Annotated in this window: 16 protein-coding genes and 1 pseudogene; 10 read left to right on the top strand and 7 right to left on the bottom strand. The window is 59.3% G+C overall.

The window, feature by feature from the left end; translation table 11 throughout:
- The first annotated feature begins 77 nt into the window (after nucleotides 1-77).
- Nucleotides 78-2,598 (top strand): annotated as a pseudogene (gene hrpB / locus ACOYXE_RS26505) (ATP-dependent helicase HrpB).
- Between the two features lie 103 nt (nucleotides 2,599-2,701).
- On the opposite strand, the gene ACOYXE_RS26510 reads toward hrpB, so the two are convergent.
- The 3 genes from ACOYXE_RS26510 to ACOYXE_RS26520 form a co-directional block, all read right to left on the bottom strand.
- Nucleotides 2,702-3,622: a CgeB family protein gene (locus tag ACOYXE_RS26510; protein ID WP_160059522.1), complete on the bottom strand. Its 921-nt coding sequence runs from the start codon at nucleotides 3,620-3,622 to the stop codon at nucleotides 2,702-2,704.
- Between the two features lie 52 nt (nucleotides 3,623-3,674).
- A complete protein-coding gene (locus ACOYXE_RS26515) occupies nucleotides 3,675-4,754 on the bottom strand; it encodes an endonuclease/exonuclease/phosphatase family protein (protein ID WP_405122821.1) in 1,080 nt (359 codons plus the stop codon).
- Between the two features lie 75 nt (nucleotides 4,755-4,829).
- Nucleotides 4,830-5,504 carry a YciC family protein gene (locus ACOYXE_RS26520; protein WP_405122822.1) on the bottom strand — a complete coding sequence of 225 codons (675 nt, stop codon included), beginning with the start codon at nucleotides 5,502-5,504 and terminating at the stop codon, nucleotides 4,830-4,832.
- A gap of 178 nt (nucleotides 5,505-5,682) precedes the next feature.
- Here ACOYXE_RS26520 and ACOYXE_RS26525 point away from each other — a divergent pair, with 178 nt between their 5' ends.
- The 3 genes from ACOYXE_RS26525 to ACOYXE_RS26535 all read left to right on the top strand — a co-directional run bounded on the left by ACOYXE_RS26525 (nucleotide 5,683) and on the right by ACOYXE_RS26535 (nucleotide 7,700).
- Nucleotides 5,683-6,441: a DUF2076 domain-containing protein gene (locus ACOYXE_RS26525; RefSeq protein WP_405122823.1), complete on the top strand. Its 759-nt coding sequence runs from the start codon at nucleotides 5,683-5,685 to the stop codon at nucleotides 6,439-6,441.
- Nucleotides 6,442-6,579: 138 nt separating this feature from the next.
- Nucleotides 6,580-7,059, top strand: a complete 480-nt coding sequence (locus ACOYXE_RS26530; protein ID WP_007949802.1) for a LabA-like NYN domain-containing protein — start codon at nucleotides 6,580-6,582, stop codon at nucleotides 7,057-7,059.
- A 35-nt stretch (nucleotides 7,060-7,094) separates the two neighbouring features.
- Complete coding sequence (locus ACOYXE_RS26535) at nucleotides 7,095-7,700, top strand: 3'-5' exonuclease (protein WP_160059519.1); 606 nt, start codon at nucleotides 7,095-7,097, stop codon at nucleotides 7,698-7,700.
- A gap of 119 nt (nucleotides 7,701-7,819) precedes the next feature.
- On the opposite strand, the gene ACOYXE_RS26540 is transcribed toward ACOYXE_RS26535, so the two are convergent.
- Nucleotides 7,820-8,824: a hypothetical protein gene (locus ACOYXE_RS26540; protein ID WP_460926864.1), complete on the bottom strand. Its 1,005-nt coding sequence runs from the start codon at nucleotides 8,822-8,824 to the stop codon at nucleotides 7,820-7,822.
- Nucleotides 8,825-9,274: 450 nt separating this feature from the next.
- On the opposite strand from ACOYXE_RS26540, the gene ACOYXE_RS26545 reads away from it, so the two are divergent.
- Nucleotides 9,275-9,787: a BRO-N domain-containing protein gene (locus tag ACOYXE_RS26545; RefSeq protein ID WP_405122826.1), complete on the top strand. Its 513-nt coding sequence runs from the start codon at nucleotides 9,275-9,277 to the stop codon at nucleotides 9,785-9,787.
- A gap of 153 nt (nucleotides 9,788-9,940) precedes the next feature.
- On the opposite strand, the gene ACOYXE_RS26550 is transcribed toward ACOYXE_RS26545, so the two are convergent.
- Nucleotides 9,941-10,396, bottom strand: coding sequence for an Lrp/AsnC family transcriptional regulator (locus ACOYXE_RS26550; RefSeq protein ID WP_405122827.1), 456 nt, complete (start codon nucleotides 10,394-10,396; stop codon nucleotides 9,941-9,943).
- A 163-nt stretch (nucleotides 10,397-10,559) separates the two neighbouring features.
- Between ACOYXE_RS26550 and yedA the strand changes: the two genes are divergently transcribed.
- Together yedA and ACOYXE_RS26560 are read left to right on the top strand one after the other, a co-directional pair.
- On the top strand, nucleotides 10,560-11,495 hold the full coding sequence (gene yedA / locus ACOYXE_RS26555) for a drug/metabolite exporter YedA (RefSeq protein ID WP_460926867.1): 936 nt from the start codon (nucleotides 10,560-10,562) through the stop codon (nucleotides 11,493-11,495).
- A 52-nt stretch (nucleotides 11,496-11,547) separates the two neighbouring features.
- A complete protein-coding gene (locus tag ACOYXE_RS26560) occupies nucleotides 11,548-12,885 on the top strand; it encodes a DEAD/DEAH box helicase (RefSeq protein WP_371043379.1) in 1,338 nt (445 codons plus the stop codon).
- Nucleotides 12,886-13,072: 187 nt separating this feature from the next.
- On the opposite strand, the gene ACOYXE_RS26565 is transcribed toward ACOYXE_RS26560, so the two are convergent.
- Nucleotides 13,073-14,308, bottom strand: a complete 1,236-nt coding sequence (locus tag ACOYXE_RS26565; protein ID WP_460926869.1) for a TIGR03862 family flavoprotein — start codon at nucleotides 14,306-14,308, stop codon at nucleotides 13,073-13,075.
- A 281-nt stretch (nucleotides 14,309-14,589) separates the two neighbouring features.
- Nucleotides 14,590-15,510, bottom strand: a complete 921-nt coding sequence (locus ACOYXE_RS26570; protein WP_460926872.1) for a histone deacetylase family protein — start codon at nucleotides 15,508-15,510, stop codon at nucleotides 14,590-14,592.
- A gap of 82 nt (nucleotides 15,511-15,592) precedes the next feature.
- On the opposite strand from ACOYXE_RS26570, the gene ACOYXE_RS26575 reads away from it, so the two are divergent.
- The 3 genes from ACOYXE_RS26575 to ACOYXE_RS26585 all read left to right on the top strand — a co-directional run bounded on the left by ACOYXE_RS26575 (nucleotide 15,593) and on the right by ACOYXE_RS26585 (nucleotide 17,733).
- Nucleotides 15,593-16,162, top strand: coding sequence for a GNAT family N-acetyltransferase (locus tag ACOYXE_RS26575; RefSeq protein WP_405122831.1), 570 nt, complete (start codon nucleotides 15,593-15,595; stop codon nucleotides 16,160-16,162).
- Between the two features lie 111 nt (nucleotides 16,163-16,273).
- Nucleotides 16,274-17,143, top strand: a complete 870-nt coding sequence (gene tesB / locus ACOYXE_RS26580; protein ID WP_003228466.1) for an acyl-CoA thioesterase II — start codon at nucleotides 16,274-16,276, stop codon at nucleotides 17,141-17,143.
- The gene (locus tag ACOYXE_RS26585) at nucleotides 17,140-17,733 is read left to right on the top strand and encodes an HAD family hydrolase (protein ID WP_460926875.1); all 594 of its coding nucleotides are present in this window, start codon (nucleotides 17,140-17,142) and stop codon (nucleotides 17,731-17,733) included. Before tesB ends, ACOYXE_RS26585 begins: the two co-directional genes overlap by 4 nt.
- Nucleotides 17,734-17,810 lie beyond the last annotated feature (77 nt).

Genomic DNA, 17,810 nt, shown 5'->3' on the forward strand with positions numbered 1-17,810 from the left:
GTCGTCGTGTGAAGTTAAGACCCTGACGAACGCCCGCCAGTTCGCCGTTATACTCGCCGCTCTGTTTGGGAGCCAGCATGAATTCTTTGCCAATCGATGAAGTTTTACCCGCCCTGCGTGAAGCCCTAGCGACACGCCACGAAGCTGTGCTCGAAGCACCGCCCGGCGCTGGTAAAACTACCCGCGTGCCGCTGGCCTTGCTCGATGAGGCGTGGCTGGCCGGGCAGACCATTCTGATGCTCGAACCGCGCCGTCTGGCCGCGCGCGCAGCGGCGGAACGTCTGGCCAGTGAGTTGGGCGAGAAGGTCGGTGAAACCGTTGGTTATCGCATTCGTCTCGACAGCAAGGTCGGCCCCAACACACGCATCGAAGTAGTCACCGAAGGCATTCTCACCCGGCGTCTGCAGGATGACCCGGCGCTGGAAGGCGTGGGCTTGCTGATCTTCGACGAATTTCACGAACGCAGTCTCGACGCCGATCTGGCGTTGGCCTTAAGTCTGAACGGTCGCGAGCTGTTCCGGGCTGAACAACCGCTGAAGATTCTGCTGATGTCGGCCACGCTCGAAGGTGAACGTCTGGCCGGGTTGCTGGACGACGCGCCGATCCTGCGCAGCGAGGGCCGCATGTATCCGGTGACGATGCGCTGGGGCCGTCCGTTTCAGCCCGGCGAATACATCGATCAGCGTGTAACGCAAACCGTGCTCGAAGCGCTGCACGATGAAAGCGGCAGCCTGTTGGTGTTTCTGCCGGGGCAGGCGGAAATTCGTCGTGTGCATCAACAATTGGCCGACGCGATCGGTGAGCGCAGCGACGTGTTGCTGTGCCCGTTGCACGGTGAACTCGATCTCAATGCCCAGCGTGCTGCAATTGATCCGGCGCCGCCCGGCCAGCGCAAAGTGGTGTTGGCGACCAACATCGCCGAGACCAGTCTGACCATCAACGGCGTGCGTGTGGTGATCGATGCCGGGCTGGCGCGGGTGCCGCGTTTTGACCCGGGCAGCGGCATGACGCGTCTTGATACCCAGCGGATTTCCAAGGCCAGCGCCACCCAGCGTGCAGGCCGCGCCGGGCGATTGGAGCCGGGGGTTTGCTATCGCTTGTGGTCGCAGGATCAGCACGAGCAATTGGCGGCGTATGGCAGTGCGGAAATTCTCTCGGCGGATCTCGCCAGCCTCGCCCTGCAACTCGGACGTTGGGGCGTCACGCCGGGCGAACTGGTCTGGCTCGATGTTCCGCCAGCGGCGGCTTATGCCCAGGCGCAGGATTTGCTGCAACGGCTGGGTGCGCTGGAAGGTGAGGCGCTGACCACTCATGGTCAGGCCATGGCTGAGTTGCCTGCGCATCCGCGCATCGGCCATTTGCTGTTGCGCGGACAGGCGTTGGGTTTGGCCAACATGGCCTGCGACGTCGCCGCATTGCTTGGTGAGCGCGATATCGTGCGCGGTGCTGGGGCGGATTTGCACAGTCGGCTTGTGCTGCTTTCTGGCGAAGAGCGTGCCGCCCGTGGTGCGCAGGGCGGGGTGCAGCGCGCTAAGCAACTGGCGCGGCAATATCGCGGTTACCTGCGTGGCAAGGCGAGCGAGCCGGTCAGCGATCCTGATCATCCGCGCTGGCTCGGTGCGTTGCTGGCGCTGGCGCTATCCCGATCGCGTCGCGCAACAGCGGCGTGCCGGTGGCGCTGAGTATCGTCTGGCCAACGGTCGCGCGGCATTGTTCGCTGAGGCGGACAGCCTGATGAAAGAGCCGTGGATCGTCATCGCCGACCTCGGCAGCCGTCAGGGCCAGCGCGAAGAACGGATTTATCTGGCAGCGGATTTCGATCCGGCGCTGTTCGATTCCGTGCTCGCCGAACAGGTGCGCAATGTCGATCAACTCGATTGGGATGAACGCGAAGGCGTGCTGCGCGCCGAGCGTCAGCGCAAAGTAGGCGAGCTGATTCTCAGCCGCGAACCGCTGACCGGTCTCGACGAAAATGCGCGCAGTCGGGCGCTGGTCAATCTGGTGCGGCGCAAAGGTCTGGAGCTGCTGCCGTGGACGCCGGAATTGCGTCAGTGGCAGGCGCGGGTGGCGCTGTTGCGACAGCTTGATCTGAATTCGCAGGATGAAAGTCAGTGGCCGGATGTCAGCGATGCAACGTTGCTCAACACCCTCGAAGACTGGCTGATGCCCTATCTGGGCAAGGTTTCGCGGCTCAGCCATTTTGCCAATCTGGATCTGTCGAGCATCGTCCGTAATCTGCTGCCGTGGCCGTTGCCGCAAAAGCTCGATGAGCTGGCGCCACATCATCTGAGCGTGCCGTCGGGGTCGTCGATTCGACTCGATTACAGCGAGTCTCCACCGATTCTCGCGGTGCGCTTGCAAGAACTGTTCGGGCTGGCGGACACGCCACGAATTGCCGGTGGGCGCCAGGTGGTCAAATTGCATCTGCTATCGCCAGCGCGGCGGCCGGTGCAGGTGACGCAGGATCTGGCCAACTTCTGGCGCAGCACCTATGCCGAGGTGAAGAAGGATTTGAAGGGGCGGTACCCGAAGCATTACTGGCCGGATGATCCGCTGGTGGCCGAAGCCACCGCACGGGCCAAACCGCGCGGTACCTGAAGGTCAGAAGATCGCAGCCTGCGGCAGCTCCTACAGAATTGAAGTCGGCCACAGAATAACGGTACGACACCGATCTAATGTGGGAGCTGCCTGCGATGTCATTTCATGAGCGCGAAAAGACTGTTTTGACCCATCCCTGCAGGGTGTACTTCTGGTAGATGTGTTCAGGCACATCGACATACGGATCAGTAATGAACCGTTCCGGAATCACCGGATTGGCCTCATCAATGACCAAAATGTTCGCCGGGTTGTAAAAGTCATAGTCGACCACGCTCTTGTTGGTGGTGATGATTTTTTTCCGTGAGGCCATGGCTTCGAAGAAACGGAAACTCAACCCGGCCTGACCAGGCTTGGAAATGTCCAGAATGATCCGCGAGCGTTTCACCAGTTCGCCGACGGATTCCAGCGACATTCTCTGCTCGAAGAACGTGATGCCCGGATGCGCGTTCGGGATTGGTTTGCACTGAACCAGAAATTTGTAATCGGTCACCCCGAGGCGGTCGAATGCCTGCGCCAGGCCCTCAAGTGCCGGCACCCGATCCTTGCCCGCCATCACCACAAACGCCGAGTATTCACCGGGTTCGCCGTCTGCGCTGTAGTCGTCGTAAATGAAGTTGTGGAGTTTCTTCAGGCCGTAGCTTTCAGCATTCTGCGGGTCGAAGGAAAACACCTCGTCATAAGCGCCGAGTTCTTCCCGGGTCATCGGCCAGCGACTGAAGCTGTCGTAGAGGTAGGCGATCTTGTGTTCGCTGGCATTGAGGCCAGCGGTCAGTTGCCGGGGATCGATTTGTGCCGGGTTGATGATCAATGCAACGTCAAAGCGCCCTGATGCACCGATACTCTTCTTGAATTGGCGTAACTGCGCCCAGCGTTTAAGCGGGCGGCGCAGGATCTTCGGCGCTCGATCAAAGCTGTTCTGTGTCGATGACGTATCGATGAAACACACGTCATTGTCGATCCTCAGATAGTCCGCCAGTTTGCGCGCGTAACCACCAATGTCCTTGCACACCAATAAGATTTTCATGGGATTCCATATCGTGAATTCGGGGCGACGGGCCGATGTTCCTCAGCCCGGCCTAGGGCGTCGCCGGCAGCAGGAAGCGCGCGATCACCGGCAGATGATCGGAGATGCGCAACGTATCGTCCTGACGCACCCTCGCTTCCACCCGTTTCATCTTCGGGCTGTAAAACAGATAGTCGACTGTACGATCCGGGCCGTTCAGGCCAGGATCGTTGGGGTAGTGGGTCAGCCACTGCGCACGATCGATGCCGCTGGCTTCGTTGTTGGTCGGGATCATCGGGTACTTGTCCCACAGCAGATGCAGTTCGCTGTCGGCGGAGTAGGGCGTGCGCTGCTCGGCGGGCAAACGACGGTATTGACCCAGCGGCAACAGGTTGAAGTCGCCGCCGATCAACCACGGCAGGCCCTGACTTTCGTACTTGTCGAGCATTTTGGCCACGGCGCTCACCTGCGCCTGCAGCGTGTCATCGGGCTGGCTGGCACGCTCCAGGTGCGTGTTGAACACGGTCAGTTGCCCGCCGTCGCTCAGTGGCAGTTTGGTCGCGAGCAGGGCGTCTTTCGGCTGGAACTGACGGCTGATGAAATTGGCCGCAGCAACCGGCAATTGCAAGCGCTCGGCGTGCTCGACGCGATAGCGGCTCAGGGTTGCCAGTTGCCGGCCGACGCTGCCGAAAATGTGTCGATCAGGGACGAAATCGGCTTTCCAGTCAAACGCGCTGGCACTGCACGGGTATAGGTCGGCAACGCGTTCCTGCAACAGCTTGAGCTGGTTCTGATAGTCGCTGGCCTTGGCGCCGTCATCGAGCTCCTGCAACAGCACTACATCGGGCTGCTCGTCGCGGATCACCCGCGCCACTTCGTCGAGGCTGAAAGCCATGTCTTCCAGTGTCGGCGCTTCATCTGTGCCCTGGGCCAGATCATTCCAGAACACGTAACGCTTGCCTGCGAGGTACTGCACGTTCCAGGTCATGACTTTCAGCGCCTGGCCCGGCACCAGCGTCGGTGGCGTTCCCGTGCAACTGACCGGCAGGGTTTCGCGGGCGTCGGGACGCCATGTCAGGCTGAAGATCAGCGTGCCGATCAACACGACGGCCAGCACAACAAACAACAGGGTGTAGCGCAGTAGACGGGTCATGGCTCGGCTTATAGCGTTACAGAAAGTGGCCCCGAGCATACCTGACGGCTGTCTCGAAGCCCAAGCGCAGAGCGGTCAGATTACTCTGTCACGTTTGTCAGGCAATTCGCTGATCAGCATGAACAGGCGGAACAACACCACACTGGTAAACAGCTGCAGAAAACTGTGAGCGCTGTCGATCAGTATCGCGATCAGCGGGTTCTGCGGCTCGGGGTACACCGCCAGCGTCGCGCCCTTGAGCAACCACAGCGGCGTCATCACACAGAGAATGCACAGCAGGATTCGCCAGAAATGCCCACGGGTCAGGCGCAGGCTTTCTTTCATCGCCTGCAATGGCCCCATGCCGCGCAGCACCAGCAGGTATTCGCCGAACGCGAGCATCACCATCAGCATCAGGCCCGGCAGGAAATACAGCGACAGGCCCAACAGAATCAGCAAGGTATTGAGCGCCGTGAGCAACGCGAAGCGCGGCCACAGGGTGGCGGCCATCGCCAGCAGGTCACGGTTGCGCGGCGACTCGCCACGGCTGCGCGCATCGAGGAACAGGATCAGCGCTGCGGTGTACAGCGGATACACCAGCAGACCGACGACGATACTGATCGCCGAGATGTTTTCCGGCCCGCTGGCGTGATCGACCACTTGTTGCAGGAATGCTTCGAAAATCACCAGCGGCAGGCACAACTGCACGATGCTGCCCAAATGGCGTTTGAAAAAATACAAAGAGTCGCGCAGCACTTCGAGGGCATTCATCAGTCGGTATCGCAGGTCGAAAACAGTGGCTCACTTTAACCGATGATGGCTGGCGCGACACAAACGTAAACATTCGGTAAAGGTCATTGAAACGTTTTGTCACCGTCTCCATTGCAGGAGAGCACCTCGGCCAACGTGGACGAGGGCAATGTTATCCCCGGCAATCTACGAGGTCGCCATGAACAGCGAAGAGCAAACCCTGATCGATGGACTGTTTTCCCGGCTGCAACAGGCCGAAACGGAGGCAGCCCCGCGTGATGCCCAGGCTGAGGCGCGGATCAAGGAACACCTGACCCGCCAGCCAGCGGCAGGTTATTTCATGACCCAGGCGATTCTGGTGCAAGAGGCGGCGCTCAAGAGCCTTGACGAGCAGAACAAGCAACTGACTCAACAAGTCCAGCGTTTGCAGGCTGAGTTGCAGTCGGCGAAGGCCCAGAGTGCCGCACCGGCGCCAAGCGGCGGCGGTGGTTTCCTGTCGAGCATTTTTGGTGGCAGCCCGCGTCCGGCGCCGACTCAGAGTGCCGCGCCGTTCTCGACTGGCGGCTGGCGCGAACCGGCACCGCAGCAGAATTACGGCGCGTCTGCACCCCAACAGAACTTCGGCGCGCCACCGCCTAACTATGCGCAACAAGCCGCTCCGGCGGCCGGCAGCAGCTTCCTCGGCGGCGCCTTGAAAACCGCCGCTGGTGTGGCCGGTGGCGTGATGCTCGCGCAGGGCATCAGCAGCTTGTTCCATCATAACCAGCAGCCGGAAGAAATCGTTGAAGTGATCAAGGAAGAGCCGGCGCAGGTCGCCGACCAGAGCAACAACGGCTGGGGTGATGATCAGCGTGTGGCGGACAATGGATTCTCTGGCAATGACCAGGGCGGCTTCACCGACACCGACTACGGCAACGACAACTCTTCCTTCTTTGATGACGACGATTCCTTCGTCTGATTCACCATTCGTCCGGAGCCCCTGAGGGCTCCGGGCCGATTATTCGCGGAACCCTCCTGATGGCTGGCATACTGAGCGCCTTTTTCGGGCCTGGCGCCTGATCCCGCTTCGTGCGCTTGCGCGCCCACAGGAACTCCGGTGAAAAAAATCGCAGTGTTCGCCGACGTGCAGAACCTCTACTACACCGTGCGTCAGGCTTATGGTTGTCACTTCAACTATGCCGCATTGTGGGCCGACATCAGCAAGGACGGGCAGATCGTCGAGGCCTACGCCTATGCGATCGACCGTGGCGACAGCAAGCAGCAACAGTTCCAGCAGATCCTGCGCAACCTCGGTTTCACCGTGAAGCTCAAACCCTACATCCAGCGCAGCGACGGCTCGGCCAAGGGCGACTGGGACGTGGGCATCACCCTCGACATCATGGACGCCGCCGACCACGTCGACGAAATCGTCCTGGCTTCCGGTGACGGCGATTTCGACATGCTGCTCGAACGCATCATCAGCAAGCACGGCGTTCAAGCCGTCGCCTACGGCGTGCCCGGCCTGACCGCCAACTCGCTGATCCGCGCCGCCAGCCGTTACGTGCCGATCGAAGGCGCGCTACTGTTAAAAAATTAAGCTGAAGAATTGATTTGTACGGAGTAGAACCCGGTTTGGAACGCATTGCAGTCATCGACTTTGAAACCACCGGCCTCTCGCCGAACAGCAGCTGTCGCGCCACGGAAATCGCCGTGGTCATGCTGGAAAACGGCCGCATTGTCGAGCGTTACCAGAGCCTGATGAACGCCGGCGTGCGCGTCCCCGCGTTCATCGAACAACTGACCGGCATCAGCAACGCCATGCTGCGCACCGCGCCGCCGGCCGAAAAAGTCATGGAAGAGGTCAATGAGTTTGTCGGCTGCACGCCGCTGGTGGCGCACAACGCCTCGTTCGACCAGAAGTTCTGGGACTTTGAGCTGGGGCGGATCAAGCGTACGCGGTTGCAGAATTTTGCTTGCTCGTTGCTGCTGGCGCGGCGGCTAATGCCTGCGGCGCCGAATCACAAGCTCGGTACGCTCACCACGTTCGCGCGCCTGCCGCATACCGGCCAGGCTCACCGGGCAATGGCCGATGCCGAGATGGCGGCCAATCTGATGGCGCATTTGGCGGAAGAGTTGCGGCACAAGCACGGAGTAAGCGAGCTATCGCACGACCTGCTATGCAAACTGCAGAAAGTCCCTGCCGCGAAAGTCAGTGAACATCTGCAGCGCTATCGCTGATCCCCAATCCAGCACACAACTCCTGTACACACCGACTTAACCTACATGGGATAAGACGGTGTGTACTTTGATGCAATGAATCTCCTGTAGGAGCTGCCGAAGGCTGCGATCTTTTTGCTTTAAGCCAGACTAGCGAATTGCTGACTATTGATCTTGCTTACCGGCATAAAGCCTGTCGTTTTCTTGAAGTTCATAGCGTGTACAAAGTTCTTCATCGAGTCTGATGGGTCGATGCTTTGCATGTTGAGTTTGGAGAGTGTCTCGCGAGAGATAGCGACGCTCAGGATGGGTTGGTCCTCCACGTGGCCGGTCGCAGAGTTGAGTATTAAGTCAACGGCCGTAACGATGACGAGGCGCTCGGGAAGAATACTTAGCAGTTCTTGACCCACACGCAAAACGCAGCTGGATACGTAGTCCTGTAACAGCTCATTAAATTTGCTGATCGGCATTTTTTTCACCGATAATTTTCCGCTCTGCAGCAGTGACTTGATCTCTTGAGGGATCACTTTGGTCCCGTGTACCGAGAGCGTGCACTCGAGAATGCCGGTGTCTGCGACCGAGAAATTAATAGAAGTGCCTAAATGGGAAATATCCGTGAACGGATTCACGCGCAAAACTGCATCAATTTTCGATTGGCCATTGCCGGCGAGAATTCCCAGCGCGAGTTCGTGATCTATTTTCCAATCCTGATGTTCCGCTTCCCACTCCGTTATCTCTTGAGCCAACTGCTGCGTGTCTTTGGCAGCCGCTGCTTGAATAGCGAATTCCAGTTTTTTACGCTGTCTGGCCTCAAGCTTTAAAGTGCGCGCAATGAAGCCAGGTTTATAGCTGGCCTGTCTCGCCCTAGCCTGGATTTCATGAGTATTTAGTGCGGCGGGTTTTATCGGTGGCGGTTGATTAGCGAATTCACTCCAATCAATCCTCTCGCCACAGTCTTTATGCACAGACAGCAACAAATCTATGTGATTTTCGTAGACTTCAACTTCGTACGCGGCCTGTTCAAGAGCCTCCATTTTCTCGAACTCTTTCTGACGCACCTGCAATTCACGTTGACGCCGTTTTGAGTTGCGCTCAGCTCTTCTGGCTGACGCCTGCATTGAGCGTAGGGTTCCCTTCCAAGTCATTTTTGAACTCCTTTCATTTCTATCGGTTTTTTATTTTTTGAGAAAGACTGATTCTCGGCATATTCAGGACATTAGCTGCTGCGCTGGGTGGCGTCCATCGACCAAAAGTCTCGCGTAATCGGTTGTTTAGTTACGTGTATGGTTTGGCGAAGCATCCTACTGAAGTTTAGGGGGAATCTGTCTTGAGCCCAGATAACCCTGCCGTTAACCTCTGTGCGTCGCTGCAAATTCAGCGATCGGGACTGCAAGCCCGCCGATAGTTTGTTAGGAGACCACTGGCAAACCTATAATCGCGTCGCTTCAATAAGCGACTATCGATTTATGGTAGCTGTGTGCGGGAGACCTTCGGGTCTGCCGAGGTCTCCTACTCGGTCTTGCAGACCCGCGCACAGCTGCCACCCATCATCTGCAAGTGATGCGGGCAGCTCCGATGTTCTTAGGAGATTTGTCATGGTCAAAGTCGTCCCCACACACTCAGAAAATTTCGGTTCAGCAATCCCTCATGAGCCGCTCATACAACCCCAATTGTTCATCCGTCATCACATTCAACTGAGGGCTACTCTGCAACATGCAGAGGCTTGGTTCTGTGCCCGAGACATCGGTCGTCTCATGGGGCTGGAAATCAATGCGCGACAAGTGCTCAAGTTGGACGAGGATCAGCGACAGATGATGCATCTGTCAGGTAATGATGGCGCTCAAGAGTTTTTGATGCTGAGCGAGTCAGGGGTTTACGCAATGCTGGTTTATCACTATTCCCCAGAGAACCGTCATCTGCGTCGGTGGCTGACTCACGAGATTGTGCCAATGCTTCGTCAGAACTCGAAGTCAGTTCCAGACCCACATTTGCGCTTGATCATGTGTGCCGGGGAAACGTTGAGGCTTCTGCATTGGCGTAATGAGCCATGGATACGCATGCGAGACATGCCGTACATGTTGTCTCAGGAAGGGGCCAGCTACAGATGACGGCCGCTAGTTGTTTCACGATAGAGCGTTGATTTTTGATCGGCTGAATGAGCTATGAACCTGCTCGCGATGACGGTGTGTCAGCCAAAATTTGTATCCACGGATACACCGCTTTCGCGAGCAGGCTCGCTCCCACACGGGGCATCATCGTTCTCAGGATTTGCCGTTGCTTTCGATGTGACCGAGCGGCACGCGCTTTTCAATCGCGCTCGACAACACAATCGAGGTCTTGCTGAAACCAAACTTCGCCACCCGATTGATCAACTCCTCAAGCTCCGTCATCGACCCCACCGCAGCCTTCATCATCACGCATGGATCGCCGGTGACCCGAAAGCACTCGGTCAGTTGCGGGATTTTTACCAGTTCGTCGTAGACCTTCTGACTGCCGTTCTGGTGCAGCCGCAATTCGATCATGCACTGGATCGGCAGGCCGATTTTCGACAGGTCGATTTTTGCCTCGTACCCGGTGATTACCCCGGCAGCTTCAAGCTTGGCCACGCGCTCGGCGACGGCCGGGGCGGAGAGGTTCACCTTGCGCGCCAGGTCGGCGTAGGACGCGCGACCGTTTTCGAGTAGGGCGCTGAGCAGCATGCGGTCGTATTTATCCAAGGCTGAACTCCTGAAAATGCCGGGCTTTCGAAATCTCGGTTTAAGACGTCGATCTCCGTGATTTCCAAAGTTTACCGGCGCTATAAACAGGTTTTGTAACTTATTTTTGCCCGCAAGCCTTTCTAGAATAACTAATCCCGAGAGCCTGACATTCGAGCTGCCCATGCCTGCCTTGCGCCGTTTTTCCTTGCCGCTGATCGCCGCGTTTTTCGCGCTGTATGTGATTTGGGGATCGACCTATCTGGTGATCCGCCTTGGCGTTGAGTACTGGCCGCCGCTGATGCTCGGTGGTGTGCGCTTCGTGATTGCCGGTTCGTTGATGTACGCCTTCCTGCGCTGGCGCGGGGCTCCGGCGCCGACTTGGGCGCAGTGGAAAGCGGCGGGGATCATCGGGATTTTGCTGCTCAGTTTCGGTAATGGCGCGGTGAGCGTGGCCGAGCATACTGGCGTGGCTTCGGGGGTGGCGGCATTGGCGGTGGCGACGGTGCCGTTGTTTACTTTGCTCTGTGGATATTTCTGGGGCGCGCGTAACACTCGGCTGGAATGGGCCGGGGTGGCGTTGGGGATTGTTGGTATTGCCATGCTCAACATGGGCTCCAACCTGCAATCGAGCCCGCTGGGCGCGGCGCTGCTGATTTTTGCGGCGGCGACCTGGGCGTTCGGTTCGGTGTGGAGCAGACACTTGCCGTTGCCGCAGGGCGCCATGGCCAGCGCGGTGGAGATGCTGGTCGGTGGTGTGGTGTTGCTGATTGGCAGCGCCGTCAGTGGTGAGCATCTGCAAGCGATACCTCCGGTTGAAGGCTGGCTGGCGCTGGCGTACCTGATCTTCTTCGGCTCGATCATCGCCTTCAATTCCTACATGTACCTGCTCAAGCACGTGCGTCCGGCGGCGGCGACCAGTTATGCCTACGTCAATCCGGCGGTGGCGGTGTTGCTGGGGATTGTCTTTGTCGGCGAGACCATCGGCATCGAGGAAGCGCTGGCGATGCTGGTGATCATCAGCGCCGTGGTGTTGATTGGCTTGCCGCAGTGGCGTCGGCCGGCACAGCCGCCAGTCGTGGCGCCGACAGCCGTTCCCACAGAAACGCGTACGAATTAGGGTAAACTGCGCGGCATTGCATGCCTGCGTTATTTTTTCCTACGGTACTCCCATGACTTTCGCCACCCTTGGCCTGATCGAACCCTTGCTGCGCTCTCTCGAGACGCTCGGCTACCAGACCCCGACGCCGGTTCAGGCGCAAGCCATTCCGGCCGTGCTGGCCGGTCGTGACCTGATGGCAGCGGCTCAGACCGGTACCGGCAAAACTGCCGGTTTCGCCTTGCCACTGCTGCAGTTGTTGGCCATGGAAGGGCCGAAAGTCGCTGCCAATTCGGCGCGTGCGCTGATTCTGGTGCCGACCCGCGAGCTGGCCGAGCAGGTTCATGAGTCTGTGCGCCAGTACGCCGAAAACCTGCCGCTGCGCACGTACGCGGTTTACGGCGGCGTCAGCATCAACCCGCAAATGATGAAGCTGCGCGGCGGCGTCGATGTGCTGGTCGCCACGCCTGGTCGCCTGATCGACCTGTTCCGCCAGAACGCGCTGAAACTCGATCAGTTGCAGACTCTGGTGCTGGATGAAGCCGATCGTATGCTCGACCTGGGCTTCTCCGAAGAACTGGCGAACATTTACCGCATGCTGCCGAAGAAGCGCCAGACCCTGCTGTTCTCCGCGACCTTCTCCGATGACATTCGCCTGCTGGCCGGGCAGATGCTCAAAGATCCGCTGACCGTCGAAGTCAGCCCGCGCAACGTCGCTGCCAACACGGTCAAGCAGTGGATCGTCACGGTGGACAAGAAGCGCAAAGCCGAGCTGTTCGTGCATTTGATGCGCAAGAACAAGTGGAAGCAGGTGCTGGTGTTCGCCAAGACCCGCAACGGTGTGGATGCGCTGGTGGAAAAACTCCAGGGCCTCGGTGTGAATGCTGACGGTATTCATGGTGATAAACCGCAAGCAACCCGTCAGCGCGCGCTGGATCGTTTCAAGCTCAGTGAAGTGCAGATTCTCGTGGCCACCGACGTTGCTGCGCGAGGTCTGGACATCGAAGATCTGCCGCTGGTGATCAACTTCGATCTGCCGATCGTGGCTGAAGACTACATTCACCGCATCGGCCGTACTGGCCGTGCTGGCGCAACCGGTGAGGCGATTTCGCTGGTGTGCGCGGATGAAGTGAACATGTTGTCGGCAATCGAGATGCTGACGCGGCAAACTTTGAAGCGTCAGAACGAGCCGGATTTCGAACCGGAGCACCGTGTGCCGGACACCGATGCCAGTGGTCAGGTGATCAAGAAACCGAAGAAACCGAAGAAGCCGAAAGCTTCCGGTGGTGGCGGCAAGCGCAATCTGGGCAAGTGGGTCGACAGCGGCGAGACGCAGGCGCCGGAGCCTTCGATCAAGCCTGTGCGGAAAGTGCCGGTGTTCAACACGGGGCCTCGTAAGCGTAAGCCTTAAGGTCAAAAGCCCCTCACCCTAACCCTCTCCCCAAGGGAGAGGGGACTGATTGGGGGATGCTCGCGAATTACGCCGACCTGATCCTACGGCTGTGAATCCATAATCGACTCGGTCTTTCACGTCGACGGATGACGCCAGACACCTCGGTCGGCCCCCTCTCCCTCTGGGAGAGGGCTGGGGTGAGGGTTTAGCTTTTCAGCCACTGCACAATACCCAATCCCGCCGCCCGCCCGCTGGCAAAACACCCGGTCAGCAAATACCCGCCCGTTGGCGCTTCCCAATCTAGCATCTCCCCCGCGCAGAACACCCCCGGCAACGCCTTGAGCATCAAGCGCTCATCCACCGCATCGAACGTCACGCCCCCGGCACTGCTGATCGCCTCGTCCAATGGCCGCGTTTTCACTAACGTCATCGGCAGTGCCTTGATCGCCCGGGCCAATAGCGCTGGGTCGGCGAAAGTTGCTGCATCGGTCAGTTCGCGCAACAGCGCCGCTTTCACCCCATCAATCCCGACCTGACTGTGCAGATGCTTGGCCATCGACCGCGAGCCACGTGGCTTGCTCAACGTCGTCTGCAATTTATCCACAGGCCGGCCGGGCAACAGATCAATGTGAATAACCGCCGCGCCATGCTGATTGATCGCCTCACGAATCGGCGCCGACAGCGCATAAATCAGACTGCCTTCAATCCCTGTCGCGGTGATCACGCATTCGCCCAAGCGCGGAACGTCGTCGTTCAAACCGATGGCGATATTTTTCAGCGGCGCGCCGGCGAATTTACTGACCATCAATTCGCTCCAGGCCTGCACTTCAAAGCCGCAATTACTCGGCTGCAACGGCGCCAGTCCTACACCGCGTTGTTCCAGTGGCAGCATCCAAGCGCCGTCCGAACCGAGCCGCGACCAACTGCCACCGCCGAGGGCGAGCAGGGTGGCGTCGGGTTTGACGGTGATTTCACCTTCCGGGCTGTCGATGCGCAGCGCGCCGTGTTCATCCCAGCCGAGCCAGCGGTGGCGGGTGTGGATAACTACGCCGCTGTCGCGCAGGCGTTTGAGCCAGGCGCGCAGTAGCGGGGCAGCTTTCATGTCGGTGGGGAACACGCGGCCGGAGCTGCCGATAAAGGTTTCGATGCCCAGATCATGAATCCATGTGCACAACGCGTGGGCGTCGAAGCCGCGCAGCAGCGGGGCGATCTGCGGTGCGCGTTCGGCGTAGCGCGACAGGAACGCCGGGTAGGCTTCGGAGTGGGTGATGTTCATCCCGCCGACGCCGGCCAGCAGGAACTTGCGGCCCACCGAGGGCATGCCATCGTAGAGATCGACGCGGATTCCGGCCTGGCTCAGCACTTCAGCGGCCATCAGGCCGGCGGGGCCACCGCCGATGATGGCGACGTGAGCGGGGGAGGAGGCGGAGTTCTGGGTCATGGAGTGCGCTGCGGTATGGCGGGATAAGGCGCGCATTCTAACAGCCGAGATCCTTTGTAGGAGTGAGCCTGCTCGCGATAGCGTCAGCACATTCAACATAGCGTTGACTGATACACCGCTATCGCGAGCAGGCTCACTCCTACAAGGGATTGGGGTTGGCTTGAAATTTTGGTTGAAAAATGATCAGTGCCCTGCAGCCCATGAATAGCATGGCCTGCAGTCCCTTTCACTCAGGTTATCCACAGGCAGTTCCACAGCGATTGTGGGTAACGCAGCACAACTCAGTGACAACCGTGTGAATGCCAGACCCGCTGTGCGCTGTGATGGAGAATGCCATGGCGGCGGGCGAGGGCGTGGCGATCCTTGCTGTAGCCGCCGCCGATCACGCCCAGCACCGGAATATCGCGCCCCAGGCAATGGCGCATCACGCTTTCATCACGAGCAGCGACGCCTGCGTCCGTCAGTTGTAGATAACCGAGGGCGTCGTCCTTGTGTACATCGACACCAGCGTCGTACAGCACCAGGTCCGGTTGATACAGCGGCAGCAGGTAATTGAGTGTGTCGTCGACCACTTTCAAATAATCAGCATCGCCCATGCCTTTGGGCAGCGGAATGTCCCAGTCACTTTGCGCTTTGCGTGCAGGAAAATTCTTCTCGCAGTGGAGGGAAACGGTAATCGCCTCCGGCGTGTCATGCAGGATCCGCGCGGTGCCGTCGCCCTGATGCACATCGCAATCGAAGATCAGCACGCGATTCACCCGACCGCTTTGCAGCAGGTAATGGCTGATGATCGCCAGGTCATTGAAGATGCAGAAGCCCGCCGGGTAATCGTAGTGCGCATGATGAGTGCCGCCGGCCAAGTGGCAGGCCAATCCATGCTCCAGAGCTTTTTCCGCTGCCAGAATCGAACCGCCGACCGCGCGCACCGTGCGTCGCGCCAAGGCTTCGTTCCACGGCAGGCCAAGACGCCGCTGGTCTTCGCGGGACAACTCGCCGCTCATGTAGCGTTCGATATACCCACGGTCATGGGCGAGGGCGAGGATGTCGTTGGGGCAGATCTCCGGGCGCAGCAGGTCGGCATCGCGGGTCAGACCACTGTCCACCAGGTGGTCGCGCAGCAAACGAAACTTGTCCATCGGGAAGCGGTGATCCGCCGGAAACTCGGGGCTGTAGTCTTCGTGGTAGATCAGCGGCAGTGGCATGGCGAATTCATGTAGGAACGTAGGAAAGAGTGAAGGATCCTACCAGCGATGTAGACTTGCGGCATGGAAACGGAGGGGCACTATGGAGCCGATACTGGAACTTGAGAGCGCGCGCTTGCTGATGCGTCAGTGGCAGGACGAGGATTTGCCGGCATTTGCCGCGATGTGCGCCGATCCTCAAGTCATGCGTTATTTTCCGGCGCCGTTGAGCCGATTGGAAAGCGCCTCGATGATCGGCCGCGTGCGTGGGCATTTTGCCGAGCACGGTTTCGGCTTGTGGGCGCTGGAGCGCAAGGACAGCGGTGAATTCATCGGTTTCACCGGACTCGGCGTGGTCGGTTTCGATGCGCCGTTCACCCCCGCGGTGGAAATCGGCTGGCGCCTGGCCAAGGAACATTGGGGCCTGGGCTATGCCAGCGAAGCAGCGTGGACCGCTCTGCGCTGTGGCTTTGATCGGTTGGCGCTGAAGGAAATTGTCTCCTTCACCGCGCAATCCAATCTGCCTTCGGAGAAAGTCATGCAGGCGATCGGCATGCATCACGCCCCGGAAGATGATTTCGATCACCCGAAGCTGGCCGTCGATCACTCATTGCGCAGGCACGTGCTGTACCGCATCACCCGGGAACAATGGCTGCAAACCTTGCATGGATAAGCCGACACGGACGTTTACAATGGCCGCCATATCATTGGCCCGCGCCAGAATCTGAATCGGCCGCCGCAGCCAAGACTGCGCGGCATAGTGCTTTGTGTGAGGAGAGTCTGAATGAGCCAAGTGTTGGAAGATCTGGTCGACTTGCTGACCCTGGAACCGATCGAAGAAAACCTGTTCCGTGGCCGTAGCCAGGACCTGGGTTTCCGCCAGTTGTTCGGTGGTCAGGTGCTCGGCCAGTCGCTGTCGGCGGCCAGTCAGACGGTTGAAGAGGCGCGCCATGTGCATTCGATGCACGGCTATTTCCTGCGTCCGGGCGATGCCAAGTTGCCGGTTGTTTACTCGGTTGATCGCGTGCGCGATGGCGGCAGTTTCAGCACTCGTCGGGTCACGGCGATCCAGAAGGGCCACCCGATCTTCACCTGCAGCGCGTCGTTTCAATACGACGAGGCAGGCTTTGAGCACCAGAGCCAGATGCCGGTGGTGGTCGGCCCTGAAAACCTGCCATCGGAGCTGGAGTTGACCCAGCAACGCGCGCACCTGATTCCGGAACACATGCGCGAAAAACTGCTGTGCCCGAAACCGATCGAAGTACGCCCGGTAACCGAAAAAGACCCGTACAACCCGCAGCCGGCCGATCCGGTGAAGTACGTGTGGTTCCGTGCCGACGGCGCATTGGCCGACATCCCGGCGCTGCACAAATACCTGCTGGCCTACGCTTCGGACTTTGGCCTGCTGACCACCTCGATGCTGCCTCACGGCAAATCGGTGTGGCAGAAAGACATGCAGGTCGCCAGCCTTGATCACGCGCTGTGGTTCCATAATGATCTGCGCGCCGATGACTGGTTGCTCTACGCGATGGACAGTCCGTGGGCCGGCAATTCCCGTGGGTTCTCCCGTGGCAGCGTGTACAACCGCGCCGGGCAATTGGTGGCTTCGGTGACGCAGGAAGGTTTGATCCGCCATCGCAAGGATTGGGCATGAGCCTGAAAGAGGTTAAGCACTGGGTGTTCGACATGGACGGCACGCTGACCGTCGCCGTGCATGACTTTGCGGCGATTCGCGTGGCGCTGGCGATTCCGCCGCAGGACGACATCCTTACGCATCTCGCCGCGTTGCCGGCGGATGAGGCGGCGGCCAAGCATGCGTGGTTGCTCGAGCACGAACGCGATCTGGCGCTGGGCTCGACCCCGGCGACCGGGGCGGTAGAGCTGGTGCGTGATCTGCACGCGCGGGGCTATCGCCTCGGCATCCTCACCCGCAACGCGCGGGAATTGGCGCATGTGACGCTGGAGGCGATTGGTTTGGCCGACTGCTTTGCGGTGGACGATGTGTTGGGCCGTGATGAAGCACCACCGAAGCCGCATCCGGGCGGTTTGCTGAAACTGGCAAGGGCTTGGGAAGTCCCAGCGGGAGAGATGGTGATGGTCGGCGATTACCGCTTTGATCTGGATTGCGGACGAGCGGCGGGGGCGCGCACGGTGTTGGTGAATCTGCCGGATAACCCGTGGCCCGAGCTGGCCGATTGGCATGCGAAGGATTGTGTCGAGTTGCGGCGGATGCTTCTGGCCTGAAATCTTTGGTGCCTGAGCTGACCTCTTCGCGAGCAGGCTCACTCCTACAATTGGAATGCGTTCCCCTGTAGGAGTGA

Source organism: Pseudomonas sp. MC6, from assembly GCF_054790575.1.